Annotated in this window: 11 protein-coding genes; 10 read left to right on the forward strand and 1 reads right to left on the reverse strand. The window is 43.1% G+C overall.

Annotated features, from left to right (window positions below):
* Window position 1: 1 nt before the first annotated feature.
* Window positions 2-949, reverse strand: a complete 948-nt coding sequence (locus ACH0AB_RS03050; protein WP_406877122.1) for an AAA family ATPase — start codon at window positions 947-949, stop codon at window positions 2-4.
* A gap of 255 nt (window positions 950-1,204) precedes the next feature.
* On the opposite strand from ACH0AB_RS03050, the gene hrpA reads away from it, so the two are divergent.
* The 10 genes from hrpA to bamA all read left to right on the forward strand — a co-directional run bounded on the left by hrpA (window position 1,205) and on the right by bamA (window position 16,525).
* On the forward strand, window positions 1,205-5,428 hold the full coding sequence (gene hrpA / locus ACH0AB_RS03055; RefSeq protein ID WP_406877190.1) for an ATP-dependent RNA helicase HrpA: 4,224 nt from the start codon (window positions 1,205-1,207) through the stop codon (window positions 5,426-5,428).
* Window positions 5,429-5,747: 319 nt separating this feature from the next.
* Window positions 5,748-7,235: a 30S ribosomal protein S12 methylthiotransferase RimO gene (gene rimO / locus ACH0AB_RS03060; RefSeq protein ID WP_406877123.1), complete on the forward strand. Its 1,488-nt coding sequence runs from the start codon at window positions 5,748-5,750 to the stop codon at window positions 7,233-7,235.
* 14 nt (window positions 7,236-7,249) lie between these two features.
* Complete coding sequence (locus ACH0AB_RS03065; RefSeq protein WP_313091816.1) at window positions 7,250-7,594, forward strand: SMR family transporter; 345 nt, start codon at window positions 7,250-7,252, stop codon at window positions 7,592-7,594.
* 187 nt (window positions 7,595-7,781) lie between these two features.
* Complete coding sequence (gene pyrH / locus ACH0AB_RS03070; protein ID WP_313012579.1) at window positions 7,782-8,510, forward strand: UMP kinase; 729 nt, start codon at window positions 7,782-7,784, stop codon at window positions 8,508-8,510.
* 61 nt (window positions 8,511-8,571) lie between these two features.
* Window positions 8,572-9,126 (forward strand): ribosome recycling factor, encoded by a 555-nt coding sequence (gene frr, locus ACH0AB_RS03075; protein ID WP_007116803.1) that lies wholly within the window; start codon window positions 8,572-8,574, stop codon window positions 9,124-9,126.
* A gap of 44 nt (window positions 9,127-9,170) precedes the next feature.
* On the forward strand, window positions 9,171-9,911 hold the full coding sequence (gene uppS / locus ACH0AB_RS03080; protein WP_406877124.1) for a polyprenyl diphosphate synthase: 741 nt from the start codon (window positions 9,171-9,173) through the stop codon (window positions 9,909-9,911).
* Window positions 9,912-9,930: 19 nt separating this feature from the next.
* On the forward strand, window positions 9,931-10,818 hold the full coding sequence (locus tag ACH0AB_RS03085; protein WP_406877125.1) for a phosphatidate cytidylyltransferase: 888 nt from the start codon (window positions 9,931-9,933) through the stop codon (window positions 10,816-10,818).
* Between the two features lie 265 nt (window positions 10,819-11,083).
* Entirely contained in the window at window positions 11,084-12,304 is a 1,221-nt protein-coding gene (gene ispC, locus ACH0AB_RS03090; RefSeq protein ID WP_406877126.1) for a 1-deoxy-D-xylulose-5-phosphate reductoisomerase, read from the forward strand.
* A gap of 129 nt (window positions 12,305-12,433) precedes the next feature.
* Entirely contained in the window at window positions 12,434-13,801 is a 1,368-nt protein-coding gene (gene rseP, locus ACH0AB_RS03095) for an RIP metalloprotease RseP (protein WP_406877127.1), read from the forward strand.
* A gap of 330 nt (window positions 13,802-14,131) precedes the next feature.
* Window positions 14,132-16,525, forward strand: coding sequence for an outer membrane protein assembly factor BamA (gene bamA, locus ACH0AB_RS03100; protein WP_406877128.1), 2,394 nt, complete (start codon window positions 14,132-14,134; stop codon window positions 16,523-16,525).
* Window positions 16,526-16,531 lie beyond the last annotated feature (6 nt).

The following is a 16,531-nucleotide window of genomic DNA, read 5'->3' on the forward strand; positions in this document are numbered from 1 at the left end:
ATTATCCTTTTACAATAATATCTTGAATATCCACAAAACAGTCTAGCCAACCGTTCATGACGATTGCAGGGCTATGGGTTACGATGATGATTTGGCTATTAGGATTAATTTCTCGGATTTGGGTGAGAAGCTTTTCTTGCCATGATAAATGTAATGATATTTCGGGTTCATCCATTAAAATCAATGCGTTATCTTTGGTAGCAATAGCGACTTTTAATAAAATATAGATAACTTGACGTTCACCTGATGATAGCTGTGGAAAATTTAAAATTTCATTATTAACTTTAAACTCAAGCTCAAATTTATCATTTAAAGAAACATCTTTTTTGCTTTCGCTAAACATGATATTAAGAGCTGTGATAAGTTGCTTATTTAATACTTCATTATTGATTACTAGTAGGCGTTGTAATTCGGTTTGAATTTCTAAGTCTAAAATATTTTGTATCTCTCCATTGGCTAGAGATAAATTTTGTGTGGAATTAGCATTAAGATTAACTGTCGATATAAATTCAAAATTTAATTTATCATCATTATCATTATCATTAGATGAAGAAATAAAGGCTGTTAGCTCAGATTTATTATAAGGGTTATTAAGATTTTCATAGAATTGCTCACTATTAAATTTGCTATCATTTTCGTTTTTTATTTGTTCTAAGATTTTGGGATTATCTTGTAAAGCCTTTAATAAAGCTTTTCTAATTTCATCCGTTATAGCCTCATTTCGCATTGAAAAAATATCTTCTTGCTCAGTCAAAATTGTGATTGATTCACATAGGGAGCTTTTTTTAAAAGTATCTTTTTTTGATAGTGTTGCAATTATCAACTGTAGAATTGTTGACTTACCCATACCATTTTTACCAACAAGCACATTTGTTTTTTGCAGATTCCACTTAATATCTTTATCACCAAATAATTGGCTGATTTTTATACTTTTAATCATGTTTTCCATTGTCAAACCTATCAATTCAAAATTTGCAAAAATCGTATTGTAGCATAAAGCAGCTTAATAGAAATGATGACAATCAAACCTTAAAATTTGAAGCTATAAGATTTGATGTATAGAACTTGATATACTTTATATATCCCCCATTTATCAAAAGACTTTTTCTCTAAAAAAATAAAATAGCCCAAGCAAATGACCGAAATTTTACCCGAAAAAACTGCTCAAATTCAAAATCCAAGTTTACCCCCTAATGCCCCAGTGATGGCAAAAGACAGCTATTATCTGTCACGTCTTGCCAAACAAATTCACCAAATCAAATCCAAAGATGGCGCAGAGAGTGAAGAATACCTGACGCGATTTGACCGCTATCAAAAACAGCTAACCCATTCTCAAGCTATGGTGCAATCGCGGATTGATAGTATTCCGACAATTCATCTCAATGAAGATTTGCCAGTTAGCCAATCAGCCGAGCGCTTGATTAAAGCGATTCAAGACCACCAAGTCATCATCGTGGCAGGGGAGACAGGCTCAGGCAAAACCACCCAATTACCTAAGATTGCCATGCTTGCCGGGCGAGGGGTAACAGGGCAAATCGGACACACACAGCCAAGACGCTTAGCGGCGCGTAGTGTGGCAAATCGCATTGCTGAAGAACTAGGGGAAACGCTCGGACAGACAGTCAGCTTTAAAGTGCGCTTTACTGAGCAAGGCTCAGCCGATTCTATTGTCAAACTGATGACCGACGGTATTTTGCTTGCCGAAATGGCGCATGACAAGTTTTTGAGCCGCTATGATACCATTATCATTGATGAAGCCCACGAGCGCAGTCTTAACATTGACTTTATCATGGGTTATCTCAAGCGTCTATTGCCAAAACGTCCCGATTTAAAGGTGATTATCACATCGGCAACGCTCGACACAGCAAGGTTTAGCCAGTATTTTTCTAGCGTTGATGGTAAAACCAAAAAAGCGACGCCCGCGCCTGTGTTTGTGGTTGAAGGTCGCAGTTATCCCGTGGAAGTGCGCTACCGTCCGTTGACGGAGGAGATTGTCACAGGTTCGGATGATGACAGCTTTGATGATGTCGAAGATAACTTGCCGCGAGCGATTACCGCAGCGGTGGAAGAGTGCTACCAAGACGCTGCCAGCAAAGGGCATGCTGACCAAGCGGATATTTTGATTTTTGCGGCGACAGAAGTGCAAATTCATGATTTGGCAGATATTTTAAACCAATATGCCCCCCGTCATACCCAAATTTTGCCGTTATTCGCCCGTCAAAGTTTTGCCGAGCAGCAGCAGATTTTCCACCCGACAGGCGGCCGTCGCATTATCATCGCCACCAACGTTGCTGAAACCGCCTTGACCGTGCCCAATATCCGCTACGTCATTGATTTGGGATTTGCCCGGATGTCACGCTATGACTATCGCTCGCGGGTACAACGCCTGCCGATTGAAGCGATCAGTCAAGCTGCCGCCAATCAACGAAAAGGTCGCTGTGGACGTATCGCCGCGGGCGTGTGTATCCGTTTATATTCAGAAGAAGACTTTACCAGCCGTCCCGAATTCACCGAGCCTGAAATTCTGCGTACCAACTTGGCGTCGGTGATTTTGCAAATGGCAAACTTGGGTCTGGGCGAGGTAGAAAACTTTGACTTTATCCAGCCCCCTGACAATCGACTGGTCAATGACGGGCGTAAACTATTAGAAGAATTGGGTGCGATTGCCACTAAAAAGTCTGAAAATAGCCTAAGCATAGCTAATGACAGTGACAAGAGCAAGGGCAAAGGTCAATCCAAACGCCATCCAAATCAACTTACTAAAGTCGGTCAAATGATGGCAAAAATGCCCATAGACCCTCGTTTGGCACGTATGCTGATTGCAGGTGAGCAATATGGTTGTTTAAAAGAGCTATTGGTGATTGTATCGGGCTTGTCAGTGCAAGACCCTCGAGAACGCCCGAGCGATAAGCAAACCCAAGCCGACCAAAAACACGCATTATTTCGCCAAGCCGACAGCGATTTTTTATTTTATCTCAGTCTTTGGCAGGCAATTCATGGGGCTTTATTTAAAAGCGGTGGATTTAAAAGTAGTGAATTTAAAAACAGTGATCTTGACCATCAAAAACATGAAACGCTAGACGATGAAGCCGCGCCAATCGCGCAAAGCCCGTATGGAAACGACAAATTAACCAACAGCCAACGTAAAAGCTTTGCCAAAAAACATTTTTTAAGCTCGCCGCGTTTACGTGAATGGCAACAAACCCATAGCCAGTTGTTGCAAATGGTGGATGGCTTAAAATTAACCATCAACCAAGAGCCAGCCAGTTATGTGCCTATTCACCGAGCATTGCTCACAGGTTTGCTGTCGTTTATTGCCCAAAAAGTCAATGACGTCGACAAAAGCGGTAAGCTAATCAAAGCCAAACGCGGCGAGTATGTCACCGCGCGTCAGCACAAAGCCAAGATTTTTCCTGCCAGTACCTTGTTCAAACAAAATCCGCTATGGGTGATGGCGTTTGAGGTGGTTGAGACCTCGCAGGTGTTTATGCGTACTGCTGCCAAAATCGAGCCAGAGTGGATTTTGGCGATGGCAGGGGATTTGCTCAAATACCATTATTTTGAGCCGCATTGGTCAGCCAAAACGGGGCATGTCAAAGCATATGCCCAAATCAGCCTGTTTGGTTTGATTGTGGTACACAAACAATTGATGAATTATGAGCGGGTCAACCTTACCGAGTCTCGAGAAATCTTTTTGCGAGATGCCTTGGTGTTGGGCAATTTAAATGCCCCATCCACAGGCGATGGTAAAAAGGGCAAGTTGCCACCATTTTTGCAGCATAATATAGATAAAGTCGCTGATGTATCCTTGATTGAAGATAAGCTGCGACGTCGAGACTTGCTGGTTGATGAAGAGCAATTATACGACTTTTATGCCAAGCGAGTGCCTGAGCATATCGCTAGTCGCAAAGTATTTGAAGATTGGCGAAAAGAAGTAGAAAAAACGGAGCCACAGTTTTTATTTTTTAGTGATAAAGATGTGCTCAACGAACAAGCACCTGCTACCCAAGCTTTCCCAGAAACGTGGCAACTGGGTAATCTGAAACTACCCCTGTCGTATATTTTTGACCCGACCAGCGACGATGATGGCGTGACCATTAAAGTCCCGCTCGTTGCCTTACCACAGGTTGATGCGGTTGAATTATTATGGGGTATTGCAGGGTGGCGCTATGAGCTGGTTTTGCAGTTATTAAAGACGTTGCCCAAAGATATTCGCCGTCAAATCGTGCCTGTGCCCGATACCGCCAAACAAATTTTTGACACGCTTGAAAAAAACCACCATGGTGGACTGTTAAAGCAACTGTGCCAAGCCTTAAACCAGCGCGGTGTGCGTGGAGCAAACAACCAATTTGTAGAGCCAAAAGACTTTAATCCAAGCGAGGTTGAAACCTATTTGCAGCCACAAATTGCGCTGGTCGATGACAAAAACCGTCTAATTGAAAAAGGGCGAGATATTGACGCATTAAAACTGCGCCATCAAGTCACCACAAGCCAAGCCGTCGCCAGTGGTAAAGGCGTACATAGCGAGTTTCCCGAGCATTTTAACTTTATGCAAAACCGTCACAGTGCAGGCGTGATGATCAAGCAGTTTTCGGCATTGGTTGCTGATGGACAGCCAAGCTATAGCGATAAAAAGGCTGTGTCTATTCAGCAATTTACCGATGTCAGTGTGGCACTCAACAAACACCGTCAAGGCTTGCTTGCTTTAATCGGCAATGAGCTCGGAGCGAAAGCTAGACAGCTTACCAGCCAAATTGATAAAAACTTTAAACTTGCCTTTGCGCCGCTTGGTGAGCTTGATAGACTCAAAGATTTGCTGATTCATGCCACGCTTGATGCCACTTTTGAAAAATTTGTTGCAGAGTTTGACCATGAAAAATTCACGGCAGGGATTCATGATAAAGAGTTGGTGATTGCCATCAATCAGTTGCCTTTGACGTTGGATGAATTTAACCAAGCCAAAGCCGTGGTGCTTGCCAATTTCTTGAGCGTGGGTCAAAGTGTAATAGTTCAGCTAAAATCGGTGTATGAGCAGTGGCAGCAAGTTCGCCAAAAACTGCTGTTACTTGACCGTGATATTTTTGAAGAAAGTATTGAAGATATCGAAGACCAGCTCGATGATTTGCGTTTGTCGGACTTTGTGTATCGCATGAGTTATCAAGATTGGCAGCAATATCCGCGTTATTTGCAGGCGTTGTTGGTGCGACTTGATAGGCTTGAGCACAATTTGGATGCCGATCTGGATGCGGTGTATCAGCTTGATAAACACATGGAGAGGCTATCTGTTAAGGGTAATGATGAGACAATTATGCCATATCGTTGGTTGGTTGAGGAGTTTCGGATTCAGCTGTTTGCCCAGCCGATGAAAACCCGTGTGCCTGTGTCAGCTAAACGCCTAGAAAAATTGTGGGATGAGTTGAATGGTTAATAAAAAAATCCGTCAAACTTTGGCGGATTTTTTATAAAATATTGATTTAAGATAATTTTCATAAAGTTTGCTTGAACTAAAATCATCGCCAATAGTGTTTTTTGCAGGGTATGGCTCATATTGAGTAGTCATGATGGGGAGTGCTACAGTTGATAGGGACTTTACGAACAATAGGTTATCAACAATAGGTTAATTTTTTAGCATTTGAAATTTTTACCTGTACAGTTAATTTGAGTCAATGAAAAATTAAAAAGTTGATTTGGTAAAAACAGCAAAACTTAGTAAAATAGTCAGATTAAATTTTTTAAAAGTGAAAGTCATGCCAAGCCAACCGCAAGTTTTTAATCCCCAGTCTACCAATAAACCCGCCACCCACCACCAAGCCAATCATAATGAAAACCGTACTTTAGGTCAAAGCGCCAGCCAAACGGCGCACCAACTGGCTCAAGATATAGCAACGACAAAAGCGCCTAAGATTGGTTTTGTGTCGCTTGGCTGCCCCAAAGCCTTGGTGGATAGTGAGCGCATTATCACCGAGCTTAGCCGTGATGGCTACCAAGTCGCCAGTGACTATGATGGCGCAGATTTGGTGGTGGTCAATACTTGCGGCTTTATCGAATCTGCGGTGCAAGAATCGCTTGATGCCATTGGTGAGGCGATTACCAAAAACGGTAAGGTGATTGTCACCGGTTGCCTTGGCAAAGATGCCGAAAAAATCAAAACCATGCACCCAGCTGTGCTTGCGGTGACTGGCGCACATGCCTATGAAGAAGTGGTCAATGCCGTGTCGCATTATGTGCCCAAACCTGCACCATCAAAAACTTACGACCCAAAAATTGACCTAATCAATGATGCGGGCATTAAGCTTACACCAAAACATTATGCTTATGTCAAAATATCCGAAGGCTGTAACCACCGTTGCACATTTTGTATCATCCCAAGCTTTCGTGGTGACCTCGTTAGTCGCCCGATTGACAGTATCATGACTGAAGCGGCTGCACTCAAAAACACAGGCGTCAAAGAGCTATTAATCATCTCGCAAGATACCTCAGCCTATGGCGTAGATCTTAAATACAGAACCAGTTTTTGGAATGGCATGCCCATCAAATCCAAATTTTACGATATGTGCGAGGCACTGAATCGACTGGGCATTTGGGTGCGTTTGCATTACATCTATCCTTACCCACATGTCGATGCTGTGGTCAAACTGATGAGTGAAGACAAGCTACTGCCATACCTTGATATCCCATTCCAACATGCCAGCCCCAATGTGCTCAAAGCCATGAAACGCCCCGCACATAGCGAAAACGTACTGGCGCGTATCAAAACTTGGCGCTCGATTTGCCCCGATATTGTCATTCGTTCCACCTTCGTGGTGGGTTTCCCTGGGGAGACGGAAGAAGATTTTGAATATTTGCTTGACTGGCTCAAAGAGGCGCGATTAGACAGAGTAGGGGCGTTTACCTATTCAGAAATAGAAGGCGCGGCGGCAAACGATTTGCCGAACCCTGTGCCAGAGGCTATCAAACAACAACGCTATGAACGACTGATGGCGCTACAGCAACAAATCAGTGCCGAAAAACTGGCTGAAAAAGTCGGTAAAACTTTAAAAGTGCTAGTGGATGAGATTGATGAAGAAGAAAATATCGCCATTTGCCGTAGCTATGCCGATGCGCCAGAAATTGACGGTCACGTGTATGTAGATAATATTGATGCATCGGTTAAAATCGGTGAATTTTTAACCGTCACCATTGATGAAGCCAACGAGTATGACCTTTTTGCCAGTTTCACAGGTGAAATGTTATAAGGATAACAATTGTCATGTCTCAATCAATGTTAGCGTATGGTCTTTTAGGGATTGCGATTGTCAGTGAGGTTACTGGTTCAACTTTTTTAGCAAAATCAGAGGGGTTTAGCAAACCCTTGCCCACTATCATCACCATGATTTGTTTTGGCATTGCTTTTTATCTTCTTTCACAAGTCATAAAAATCATACCACTGGGGATTGCTTATGCCATTTGGTCAGGGGTAGGTATTGTGTTGACCGCTATCATTGGGTACTTTATTTTGGGTAATAAACTGGATTTACCCGCCATCGCGGGTATGAGTCTAATTGTATTGGGTGTGATTGTGATTAATCTGTTTTCTCATTCAGCCACGCATTAATAATCTACACATTAATATAGTACCTTAACAGTTTGATGGCTAAAGCCGATTGAATTTTCAAGGTGAGAGCAGGGTAAAAATTAAAATGACTGTTGAAATTATCTTTACACTATCTAAAAACCGTTAATTTTGTTAAAATTTCGCCATTTGCATTATTTGCTATCCAACAGCCAACAAGAGGTCAACCATGTCTGATAAAGCTCCCCGTTACCAACGTATTTTGCTCAAACTCTCTGGCGAGGCCCTGGCAGGCAAAAATGATATGGGGATTGATTCAGGCGTATTAGACAACATGAGTCTTGCGATTGCGCACTTGGTAGGATTGGGTGTGCAAGTGGGTATCGTGGTCGGTGGTGGCAACTTGTATCGTGGCGCTGCGCTACAAAAACAAGGCTTGGTGGGCCGTGTCACAGGCGACCAAATGGGTATGCTTGCGACCGTAATGAATGGCTTGGCGATGCGTGACGCCCTAGAGCGCCGTAATATCAAATGCCGTTTGATGTCAGCCTTGCCAATTGGCGAAGTGACTGAAAACTACAGCAGCCGCAACGCTATTCGCTATTTACAGAACAATGAAGTGTGCGTGTTTGTCGCAGGTACCGGCAATCCGTTTTTTACTACGGATACCGCAGCATGTTTACGTGGCATCGAGATTGAAGCCAATTTAATCCTAAAAGCGACCAAAGTCGATGGTGTGTATAACAAAGACCCAAATAACCATGACGATGCCGTCAAATACGACGAACTTACCTTTGACCAAGTGCTAGATCAAAAATTGGGGGTGATGGATTTGACTGCGATTGCGTTGCTGCGTGAGCATAACGTACCGCTGCAAGTATTTGATATGGCAAAACCCAATGCGCTACTTCATGTGGTGATGGGCGAGTCAGAAGGCACCAAAGTTATCAATCACTAAAATAGTTGATACACTAAAATACTTTATAAATTTGACATACATAGTTTTAAAAGGACACAACATGATTAACGATATTAAAAAACAAGGCGAAGACAAAATGAAAAAGGCGATTGAAGCCTTAGAAAATGCCTTTAGTAAATTACGTACAGGCCGTGCCCATCCTGGTATTTTGCAGGGTGTGATGGTGTCTTACTATGGCTCTGAGATGCCACTTAATCAAGTGGCGAGCATCAACGTTGAAGACTCGCGTACCCTATTAGTGCAGCCTTTTGACCGTAGCATGGTGCAGGCAGTCGACAAAGCAATTCGTGAATCAGATTTGGGTCTTAACCCAATGAGCGCAGAAGTGATTCGAGTACCACTACCCGCATTGACAGAAGAAACCCGTAAAGATATGCAAAAATTGGCACGTCATGAAGCCGAAGAGCGCCGTGTATCCGTGCGTAATGCTCGCCGTGATGCCAACAATGCCTTAAAAGCCTTAGTGAAAGACAAGCAAATCTCAGAAGACGATGAACGCCGCGCCAATGACGACATCCAAAAAATGACCGATAAATACATTGATAGCATTGATAAAATGCTCTCTAGCAAAGAAGCAGAGTTAATGGCCGTTTAATCGTTATTTATCCAACAAAAGAACCAATTCATAAGAAGTAGGTCATGGTTGAGTCAAAGGCAGCAATGCCACAACATATTGCCATCATTATGGATGGCAATAACCGCTATGCCAAAGCACATGGGCTACCAACCGGTGGCGGGCATATTGCCGGCAAAGATAATTTAGACCCTTTGGTTGAGCATTGCATGGATATTGGTATACGTGCATTGACGGTATTTGCTTTTTCTAGCGAAAATTGGCAGCGCCCAGCCAATGAAGTGGCGCTATTGATGAAGCTACTTGAGCAAACCGTCCATGACCAATTACCGCGAATGCTGCGTCATCAAATTTCTTTGCGCTTTATCGGTGACAGGAGTACCTTGACGCCGCATTTACGCGCGATTATGCAAGATGCAGAAGAGCAAACTGCCCACTTTACTAAGATGAGTTTGGTGATTGCTATCAGCTACGGCGGTCAGTGGGACATCGTCAATGCCTGCCGCCAAGTTGCCAAACAAGTGGAAGAAGGCGCACTTACTGCCGAGGCTATTACCCAAGACGATTTTGCACGCCACCTGTCGCTATCGGATTTACCCGCCGTTGATATGTTAATCCGTACAGGGGGTGATTACCGCATTTCTAATTTTCTCCTTTGGCAATGTGCGTATGCTGAGTTATTTTTTACCGAAACGCTTTGGCCAGATTTCAAGGCAGCTGAATTAGACCAAATGATTGATATTTTTATGGGTCGTGAGCGTCGATTTGGTAAGACCAGCGAGCAAGTATTAGGTTTGAGCTTTTAGTTAATCAATAGGAATTGTCATGTGGGAACGCATTAGAACCGCCATTATTTTGTTAGTGATTGTTGGCGTTGCGATGTTTGCTACCCGCGAGCCTATTTTGATGTTGCCGCTATTGTTAGTGGGTGCAGGCTTTGGGGCTTTTGAGTGGTCAAAGCTCATGCCATCATTTCACCAAAATCCCGACAATTATGTACCGCCTACCACCCAAATGCCCACCAAACCTGCCAAACCAATTGATTATATGTATACCCTTGTGGTGTTAGCGATTGTCAGTGTGTTATTGGCGATAGCAAAGCTGACTGGCAGCATAGTCTCTTGGGTGTTTTTTTGGCTGGTTGCGGCGCTGATTTGGTTGGTAGCGATTGGCTGGATTCGTCGTTATCCCAACAATACGCAAGCTTGGTATGGTAAGCATTTATACGTCATCGGTATGATTGTACTGTCATCCGCCATTACTGCGATGTATTATCTGTGGTCACTTTCAGCTTGGTGGCTGTTATATGTGTTTGTATTGGTGTGGTGCGCGGATAGTGGTGCTTACTTTGTCGGACGAAAACTTGGTAGACGCAAAATGTCCCCGCACGTCTCACCCAATAAAAGTGTGGAAGGCCTATTAGGCGGACTTGCTACAGGCACGCTAGTGGTGATTGGTGTATCCTTTGGGTTGTTAAACGATTGGTCGATGCTGGCTATTGGCGTGTTTTTGCTCTTATCGTTGATCACTATCAGCATGTCCGTGTTCGGTGATTTATTTGAAAGTATGCTAAAACGCCATGCAGGTGTGAAAGATGCCGGGGCATTGTTGCCAGGACATGGGGGCATTCTTGATCGTATTGATTCGCAGCTTTCAGCAGTGCCAATTTTTGCGTTGGGGTTTTGGGCGATGAAATTTTACGGATTAATTTAATGCTACATTGGGTTTAGCTTTCAAAAATTTTCACATCTGCTTAATACCAATTTGTTCAATTCCAATATAGCCAATATCAATTTATTGAATCTGCTAATCAGTGCAAGCTTGTTTTTCATTCAATCTTTTTTGCGCAACTGCTTGTCGATTGATGCTTAAAAATTTTTTCGCGTGTTAATATGCTTATAACAGAGGCAATTTGCCGCTGTAAACGCAAAATGTTAGGTTTAACCGCCGTCTGCCCGCAACTTACTAGGTCATTGTAATGCTATCTTCAACTCACACTATATCGCAAAAAAACATTGCTATTATGGGCGCAACAGGCTCTATCGGCGATAGTACGCTATCGGTTGTCAGTCAGCATCCTGATTTGTATAACGTGGTCGGGGTGACAGGGTTTTCGCGGCTGGATAAACTGTTGAGCATTTGCCAGCAATTTAAGCCAAGCTATGTTTGTGTTGCCAAAGAAAAGGAAGCAACATTTGCGCAGATGCTCAGCGAGGCTCATCTAAACTGCAAGATTTTGATTGGTGAGCAAGGTTTAGTTGAGCTTGCCACACTAGCAGAAGTGGACATGGTGGTTGCGGCTATCGTCGGTGCTGCAGGCTTGCCATCAACGCTGGCAGCGGCGAACGCGGGTAAAACGATTTTGCTCGCCAATAAAGAAGCGTTAGTGATGGCAGGTGAGCTGATGATTAAAGCCGTCAAGCAGTCAAATGCCAAATTGCTGCCAATTGATAGTGAGCACAATGCCATTTTTCAATGTTTGCCTACCGCGGTGCAACAACAGCGCAATGCCATTCATGATGATAACCATGGTATTAAAAAGCTTTGGTTAACCGCCTCAGGTGGGCCATTTTTACACAAAACACTTGACGATATGAAACGCGCCAGCATTGCGGAAGCTGTCAAACACCCGAACTGGTCCATGGGGCAAAAAATATCGGTAGATAGTGCCACCATGATGAATAAAGGTTTGGAGCTGATTGAAGCGAGTTTTTTATTTGATATGCCGGTCTCTGAGATTGAAGTGGTCATTCATCCGCAAAGCATCTTGCATTCTATGGTTGAATACAACGATGGTAGTTTTTTAGCGCAGCTTGGCAGTCCTGATATGCGTACCCCCATTGCCCATGCTATGGCATACCCCAATCGTATCAGCAGTGGGGTGGAACGATTAGACATTTTTCAGTTAAGTAATTTAAATTTTGTCCGACCTGATTTAGAAAAGTTTAAATGCTTAGGGTTGGCTTATCAAGCCATGCAACAAGGTAGCTATGCGTGTATCGCCTTAAATGCCAGTAATGAGATAGCCGTTCAAGCGTTTTTGGACGGTGACATCCGTTTAACCGATATTGCTGATATCAATGAAAAAGTACTATTGCAAGCCGAAAAACAGCCGATTGGGTCATTGCAAGCAATTTTGGCGGTAGATAAACTAAGCCGTGAACAAGCACACCAATGTATTGCCGATTTAAACGCTTAAATAATGCTTAAAAAAAGCTTAAAAATAGTTGGCAACACTGGTTGATAATCGTTAAAAATGACTGCATAAATTATCAAGATAACGATAGTTAAAATATTTTTAGCCTGTGATTTTGTCAAAAGGATAGCCATGAATTTTATCTTGACCGTTTTAGCTGCGATTGTGGTACTAGGACCTTTGGTTGCGCTACATGAGTGGGGGCATTATATTGTTGCTCGGCTATGCGGTGTCAAGGTATTGACCTATTCAATTGGCTTTGGTCCAAAGCTGCTAAGCTGGACAAGTAAAAAAACTGGGATTAATTATGCGGTTTCTGCGATTCCGCTTGGCGGCTATGTCAAAATGCTCGATGAGCGAGAAGGCAAAGTCAATCCAGCTGAACGTCATTTAGCCTTTAATACCCAACAACCTTGGAAAAAAATTGCCATCGTCGCAGCAGGTCCGGTGATGAACTTACTCATTGCGATTTTTTTGTATTGGCTGCTATTTATCACCCCAACCCAAGTCTTGGCGACCAAAGTCGGCAGTATTTTGCCCAATTCACCGGTCAGTCAAACCAGTCTAAAAGTCGGTGACGAAATTGTTGCGGTTGATAATAAACCCATCCAAAGTTGGCAAGATATTAACTATGCGTTAGCTGATCGCATGGGCGAGTCGGGACAAGTTAATTTAACAGTGAATGGCGCGCAAGGTCAAACCAATGTTGCCGTGCCGATACAGCGCTTTATGAAAGTAGAAGCGGGTAAAGCAACCAATCCGATTGATAGTCTAGGCGCGATTCCGTGGCAACCAAAAATTCCGGCGGTGGTCGGTGAAATTGTCCCAAATAGCGCTGCCGCGCGTCAAGGTCTGCAAGTCGGTGATACCATCAGTCGTGTCAACGGTCAACCGGTGAGCGATTGGCTGGCGTTTTCACAAGTTGTCAAATCCAGCCCCGAGCAGTTATTAACCCTTGAAGTACAGCGCCAAGGCAAAATTACTACCTTACAAGTCATGCCACAAGCAAAAAAAGATACTATGGGCAATCGATTTGGACAAATTGGCGCAGCGGCAGCAGCATCTAAGGTCACGCCGCCACCTGAGTATATAAAAACCATTCAATATACCCCCATCCAAGCGGTCGAAAAATCCGTGCATCAAACTGTCGATTTAAGTGCCATGACCCTCAAATCCATGGGTAAAATGTTGACCGGCACCATTGGGGTAGAGAACCTATCAGGTCCCATTACCATTGCCAAAGTCGCCAATCAAAGCTTTAGCATCGGTTGGGAAGCGGTATTGTCGTTTATGGCGATTATCAGTTTAAGCCTTGCTGTGCTCAATTTATTACCCGTACCTGTGCTTGATGGCGGTCATATTGTCATGTATGCCTATGAGGCTATTTTTGGTAAATCCATGCCGGAGAAAATACAAATGATGGGAATGAATATTGGGTTAGTTTTGCTTGCAGGTTTCATGCTGTTGGCGATTGGTAACGATATCTCACGCTTGTTTTAATCGACCCAGATTTGGCTAAAATATTGATTTGTAGTTTTGTTTTTTCGCTAGACTTTACGCAAAATTTAGCTTACCTTATGCCAGTAAAATTTATTTACGGATCTCTTGTACTTTGATAATACAAGCTACACATCAAAGACAAACTATTACTAGAAGTTTAATCAAGTCACCCTTTTTGATAGCATTTGTCATTTTTAGCGAACTAAACTTAGATTACCAAACCTAGATACAAACCTAGATAAATACCTTTGGATAACTAAGTTTGGATACCTAAAAGTGACAGGTTTCATGCATTATCTTTGGGCAGTCGTCAATTCGGAAACAAGTTATATGCGAAATTCAGCGTTATTTTTGGTTGCACCGTTAGCACTCGTTACCTCGTATGCACAAGCGGCAAATTTTACCGTGAGCGATATTCAATTTAATGGATTGACACGGGTATCCGCTGATAACCTCTATCCAGTGCTTGCTGTCAATACCGGTGAAGTAGCAAACGATACCAATATCGCAGCTAGTATCAAAGCCCTCTATGAAACTGGCAATTTCTCAGACGTTAAAGCATCCCAATCAGGCAATAAATTGGTATTTGATGTGGTAGAGCGCCCAATTATCGCAAATGTCACTTATGACGGTAATAAACTCATTCCAAAAGAAGCATTGACCGAAGGCCTAAAACGTATTGGCATCGTAGAAGGCAATGTATTAAAACAGGCGACAGTTGAGCAGGTTCAAAATGAGCTAAAACAGCAATACAATCAGCAAGGTTATTATAATAGCGAAGTTACGGTGACCCAAACGCCTTTAGACAATAACCGCGTTGCGCTTAAATTTAATTTTGTTGAAGGTAAAGCGGCGCGTGTTGTCGATATCAAGGTAATTGGTAACAAACATTTTAGCGACAAAGAAATCAGACAGGCGATGAGCATCAAAGAAAGCTCATGGGTCAATGTGATTAGTAAATCTGACCGCTATGCCAAAGAAAAGCTTGCGGCAAGTTTAGAAAATGTCACCGCCATGTACCAAAATGCGGGCTTCGTCAAATTCACCATCAATGATGCCACCATTAATTTAAGTCCAGAAAAAGACAAAGTGTTTATTGAGATCAATCTTACTGAAGGTGAGCAATATAAATTTGGCAATGTCAACTTTATGGGTACGCCCAACTACGACACCGACAAGCTTCGTAAGCAGGTGGCATTTAAGCCAGGTGAGCGTTATTCACAACGTCAAATGACGACAACTTTACAAAATCTTGGCACATTGTACGGTAACGATGGCTACTATTTTGCCCAAATCCGCCCAGTGCCCCGTATCAATGAGGACACTCGCACGGTAGATGTCGATTTCTTTATTGATCCTGTGCGTCCTGTGTATGTGCGCCGTATCAATTTTACCGGCAATAATAAAACCGCAGATGAAGTATTGCGCCGAGAAATGCGCCAAATGGAAGGCGCATTGGCCGCCAATGAAAAAATCGATTTGTCGCGCACGCGTTTGATGCGTACAGGCTTCTTCAAAACTGTCAACATGGATGTCAAACCTGTCCCCAACACCCCCGATCAGGTAGATATCAATGTCGCAGTAGAGGAGCAGCCATCAGGTACCAGTACCATTGCGGCTGGTTATTCACAAAGTGGTGGTATCACCTTCCAAGCAGGTTTAAGTCAATCTAACTTTTTGGGTACAGGTAATCAGGTCAATATTTCGTTATCGCGTTCTGAGACGTTAGATAGTTATAATTTGGGCTATACCAACCCGTACTTTACGCCAGATGGGATATCGCAAAGTGCCAGTATCTATACACGCAAAACCAAATATGACAGAAAAAACATTTCAAACTATGTAACAGACTCGTATGGTGGCACCTTAGGTTTTAGCTACCCGATTGATGAAAATAAGAGTTTAAGTGCCGGTCTCACACTTGATAGTACCACAATCAAAGCAGGTGCTTTGTTAGCGGTATCAAACTATCAATACTTAAAAGACGAAGGTACTCTGCAAGTAGGTTCAGACTCTGATGGCAATGAATCATTCGAATCAGACCCATTTAATACCGCGAGCCTAAATTTAGGCTGGAATATGAACACGCTTGACCGTGGACGTTTTCCAACCAACGGTATGTCACATAACGTCAATTTGAAACTGGCCTTTGGCGATGCCACTTACCAAAAACTGGTCTACCAAGGCAACTATTATCGCCCATTCCTAAAAAATACCGTACTACGCGGTTATACCAAGTTGGGATATGGTAACGATTTACCTTTCTGGGAAAACTTCTTCGCAGGGGGTTATGGCTCTGTGCGTGGCTATGAGAATGCCACTTTAGGCCCTACCAGTAAGCGTTATTACCCAGTGAAGAATTATAGTGGGGTCGATAATTACCCAGAAGAGATTGGCGGTAATGCACTCGCGCAAGTGGGTACTGAATTAATCTTGCCGATGCCGTTTAAAGGCGATTGGGCAGACCAAATCCGTCCCGTGTTATTTGTTGAAGGGGCACAAGTGTTTGACACCACCAATAAATATGACCAAAAAATCACAGTGGGTGGCAATCCCGTATCGCTATTAAATGAAAAAGACAATGACATGCGTTTTAGCGCGGGTGTGGGCTTCACTTGGATTACCCCAATTGGCCCAATCTCATTAAGCTATGCCGTTCCGCTCAATGATAAAGATAAAGATAAAGTCGACAATGTACAGTTCGAGATTGGACGTACATTCTAAAAGGTC

Source organism: Moraxella sp. 179-F 1C4 NHS (genome assembly GCF_045370505.1).
In the GTDB taxonomy this organism is placed as follows: domain Bacteria; phylum Pseudomonadota; class Gammaproteobacteria; order Pseudomonadales; family Moraxellaceae; genus Faucicola; species Faucicola tetraodonis.

What these genes read in the sequence shown, in the direction of transcription:
- ACH0AB_RS03050 (WP_406877122.1), bottom strand. Translation starts at nt 949, where the DNA reads ATGGAAAACATGATTAAAAGTATAAAAATCAGCCAATTATTTGGTGAT.
- hrpA (WP_406877190.1), top strand. Translation starts at nt 1,205, where the DNA reads ATGGCAAAAGACAGCTATTATCTGTCACGTCTTGCCAAACAAATTCAC.
- rimO (WP_406877123.1), top strand. Translation starts at nt 5,748, where the DNA reads ATGCCAAGCCAACCGCAAGTTTTTAATCCCCAGTCTACCAATAAACCC.
- ACH0AB_RS03065 (WP_313091816.1), top strand. Translation starts at nt 7,250, where the DNA reads ATGTCTCAATCAATGTTAGCGTATGGTCTTTTAGGGATTGCGATTGTC.
- pyrH (WP_313012579.1), top strand. Translation starts at nt 7,782, where the DNA reads ATGTCTGATAAAGCTCCCCGTTACCAACGTATTTTGCTCAAACTCTCT.
- frr (WP_007116803.1), top strand. Translation starts at nt 8,572, where the DNA reads ATGATTAACGATATTAAAAAACAAGGCGAAGACAAAATGAAAAAGGCG.
- uppS (WP_406877124.1), top strand. Translation starts at nt 9,171, where the DNA reads ATGGTTGAGTCAAAGGCAGCAATGCCACAACATATTGCCATCATTATG.
- ACH0AB_RS03085 (WP_406877125.1), top strand. Translation starts at nt 9,931, where the DNA reads ATGTGGGAACGCATTAGAACCGCCATTATTTTGTTAGTGATTGTTGGC.
- ispC (WP_406877126.1), top strand. Translation starts at nt 11,084, where the DNA reads ATGCTATCTTCAACTCACACTATATCGCAAAAAAACATTGCTATTATG.
- rseP (WP_406877127.1), top strand. Translation starts at nt 12,434, where the DNA reads ATGAATTTTATCTTGACCGTTTTAGCTGCGATTGTGGTACTAGGACCT.
- bamA (WP_406877128.1), top strand. Translation starts at nt 14,132, where the DNA reads ATGCGAAATTCAGCGTTATTTTTGGTTGCACCGTTAGCACTCGTTACC.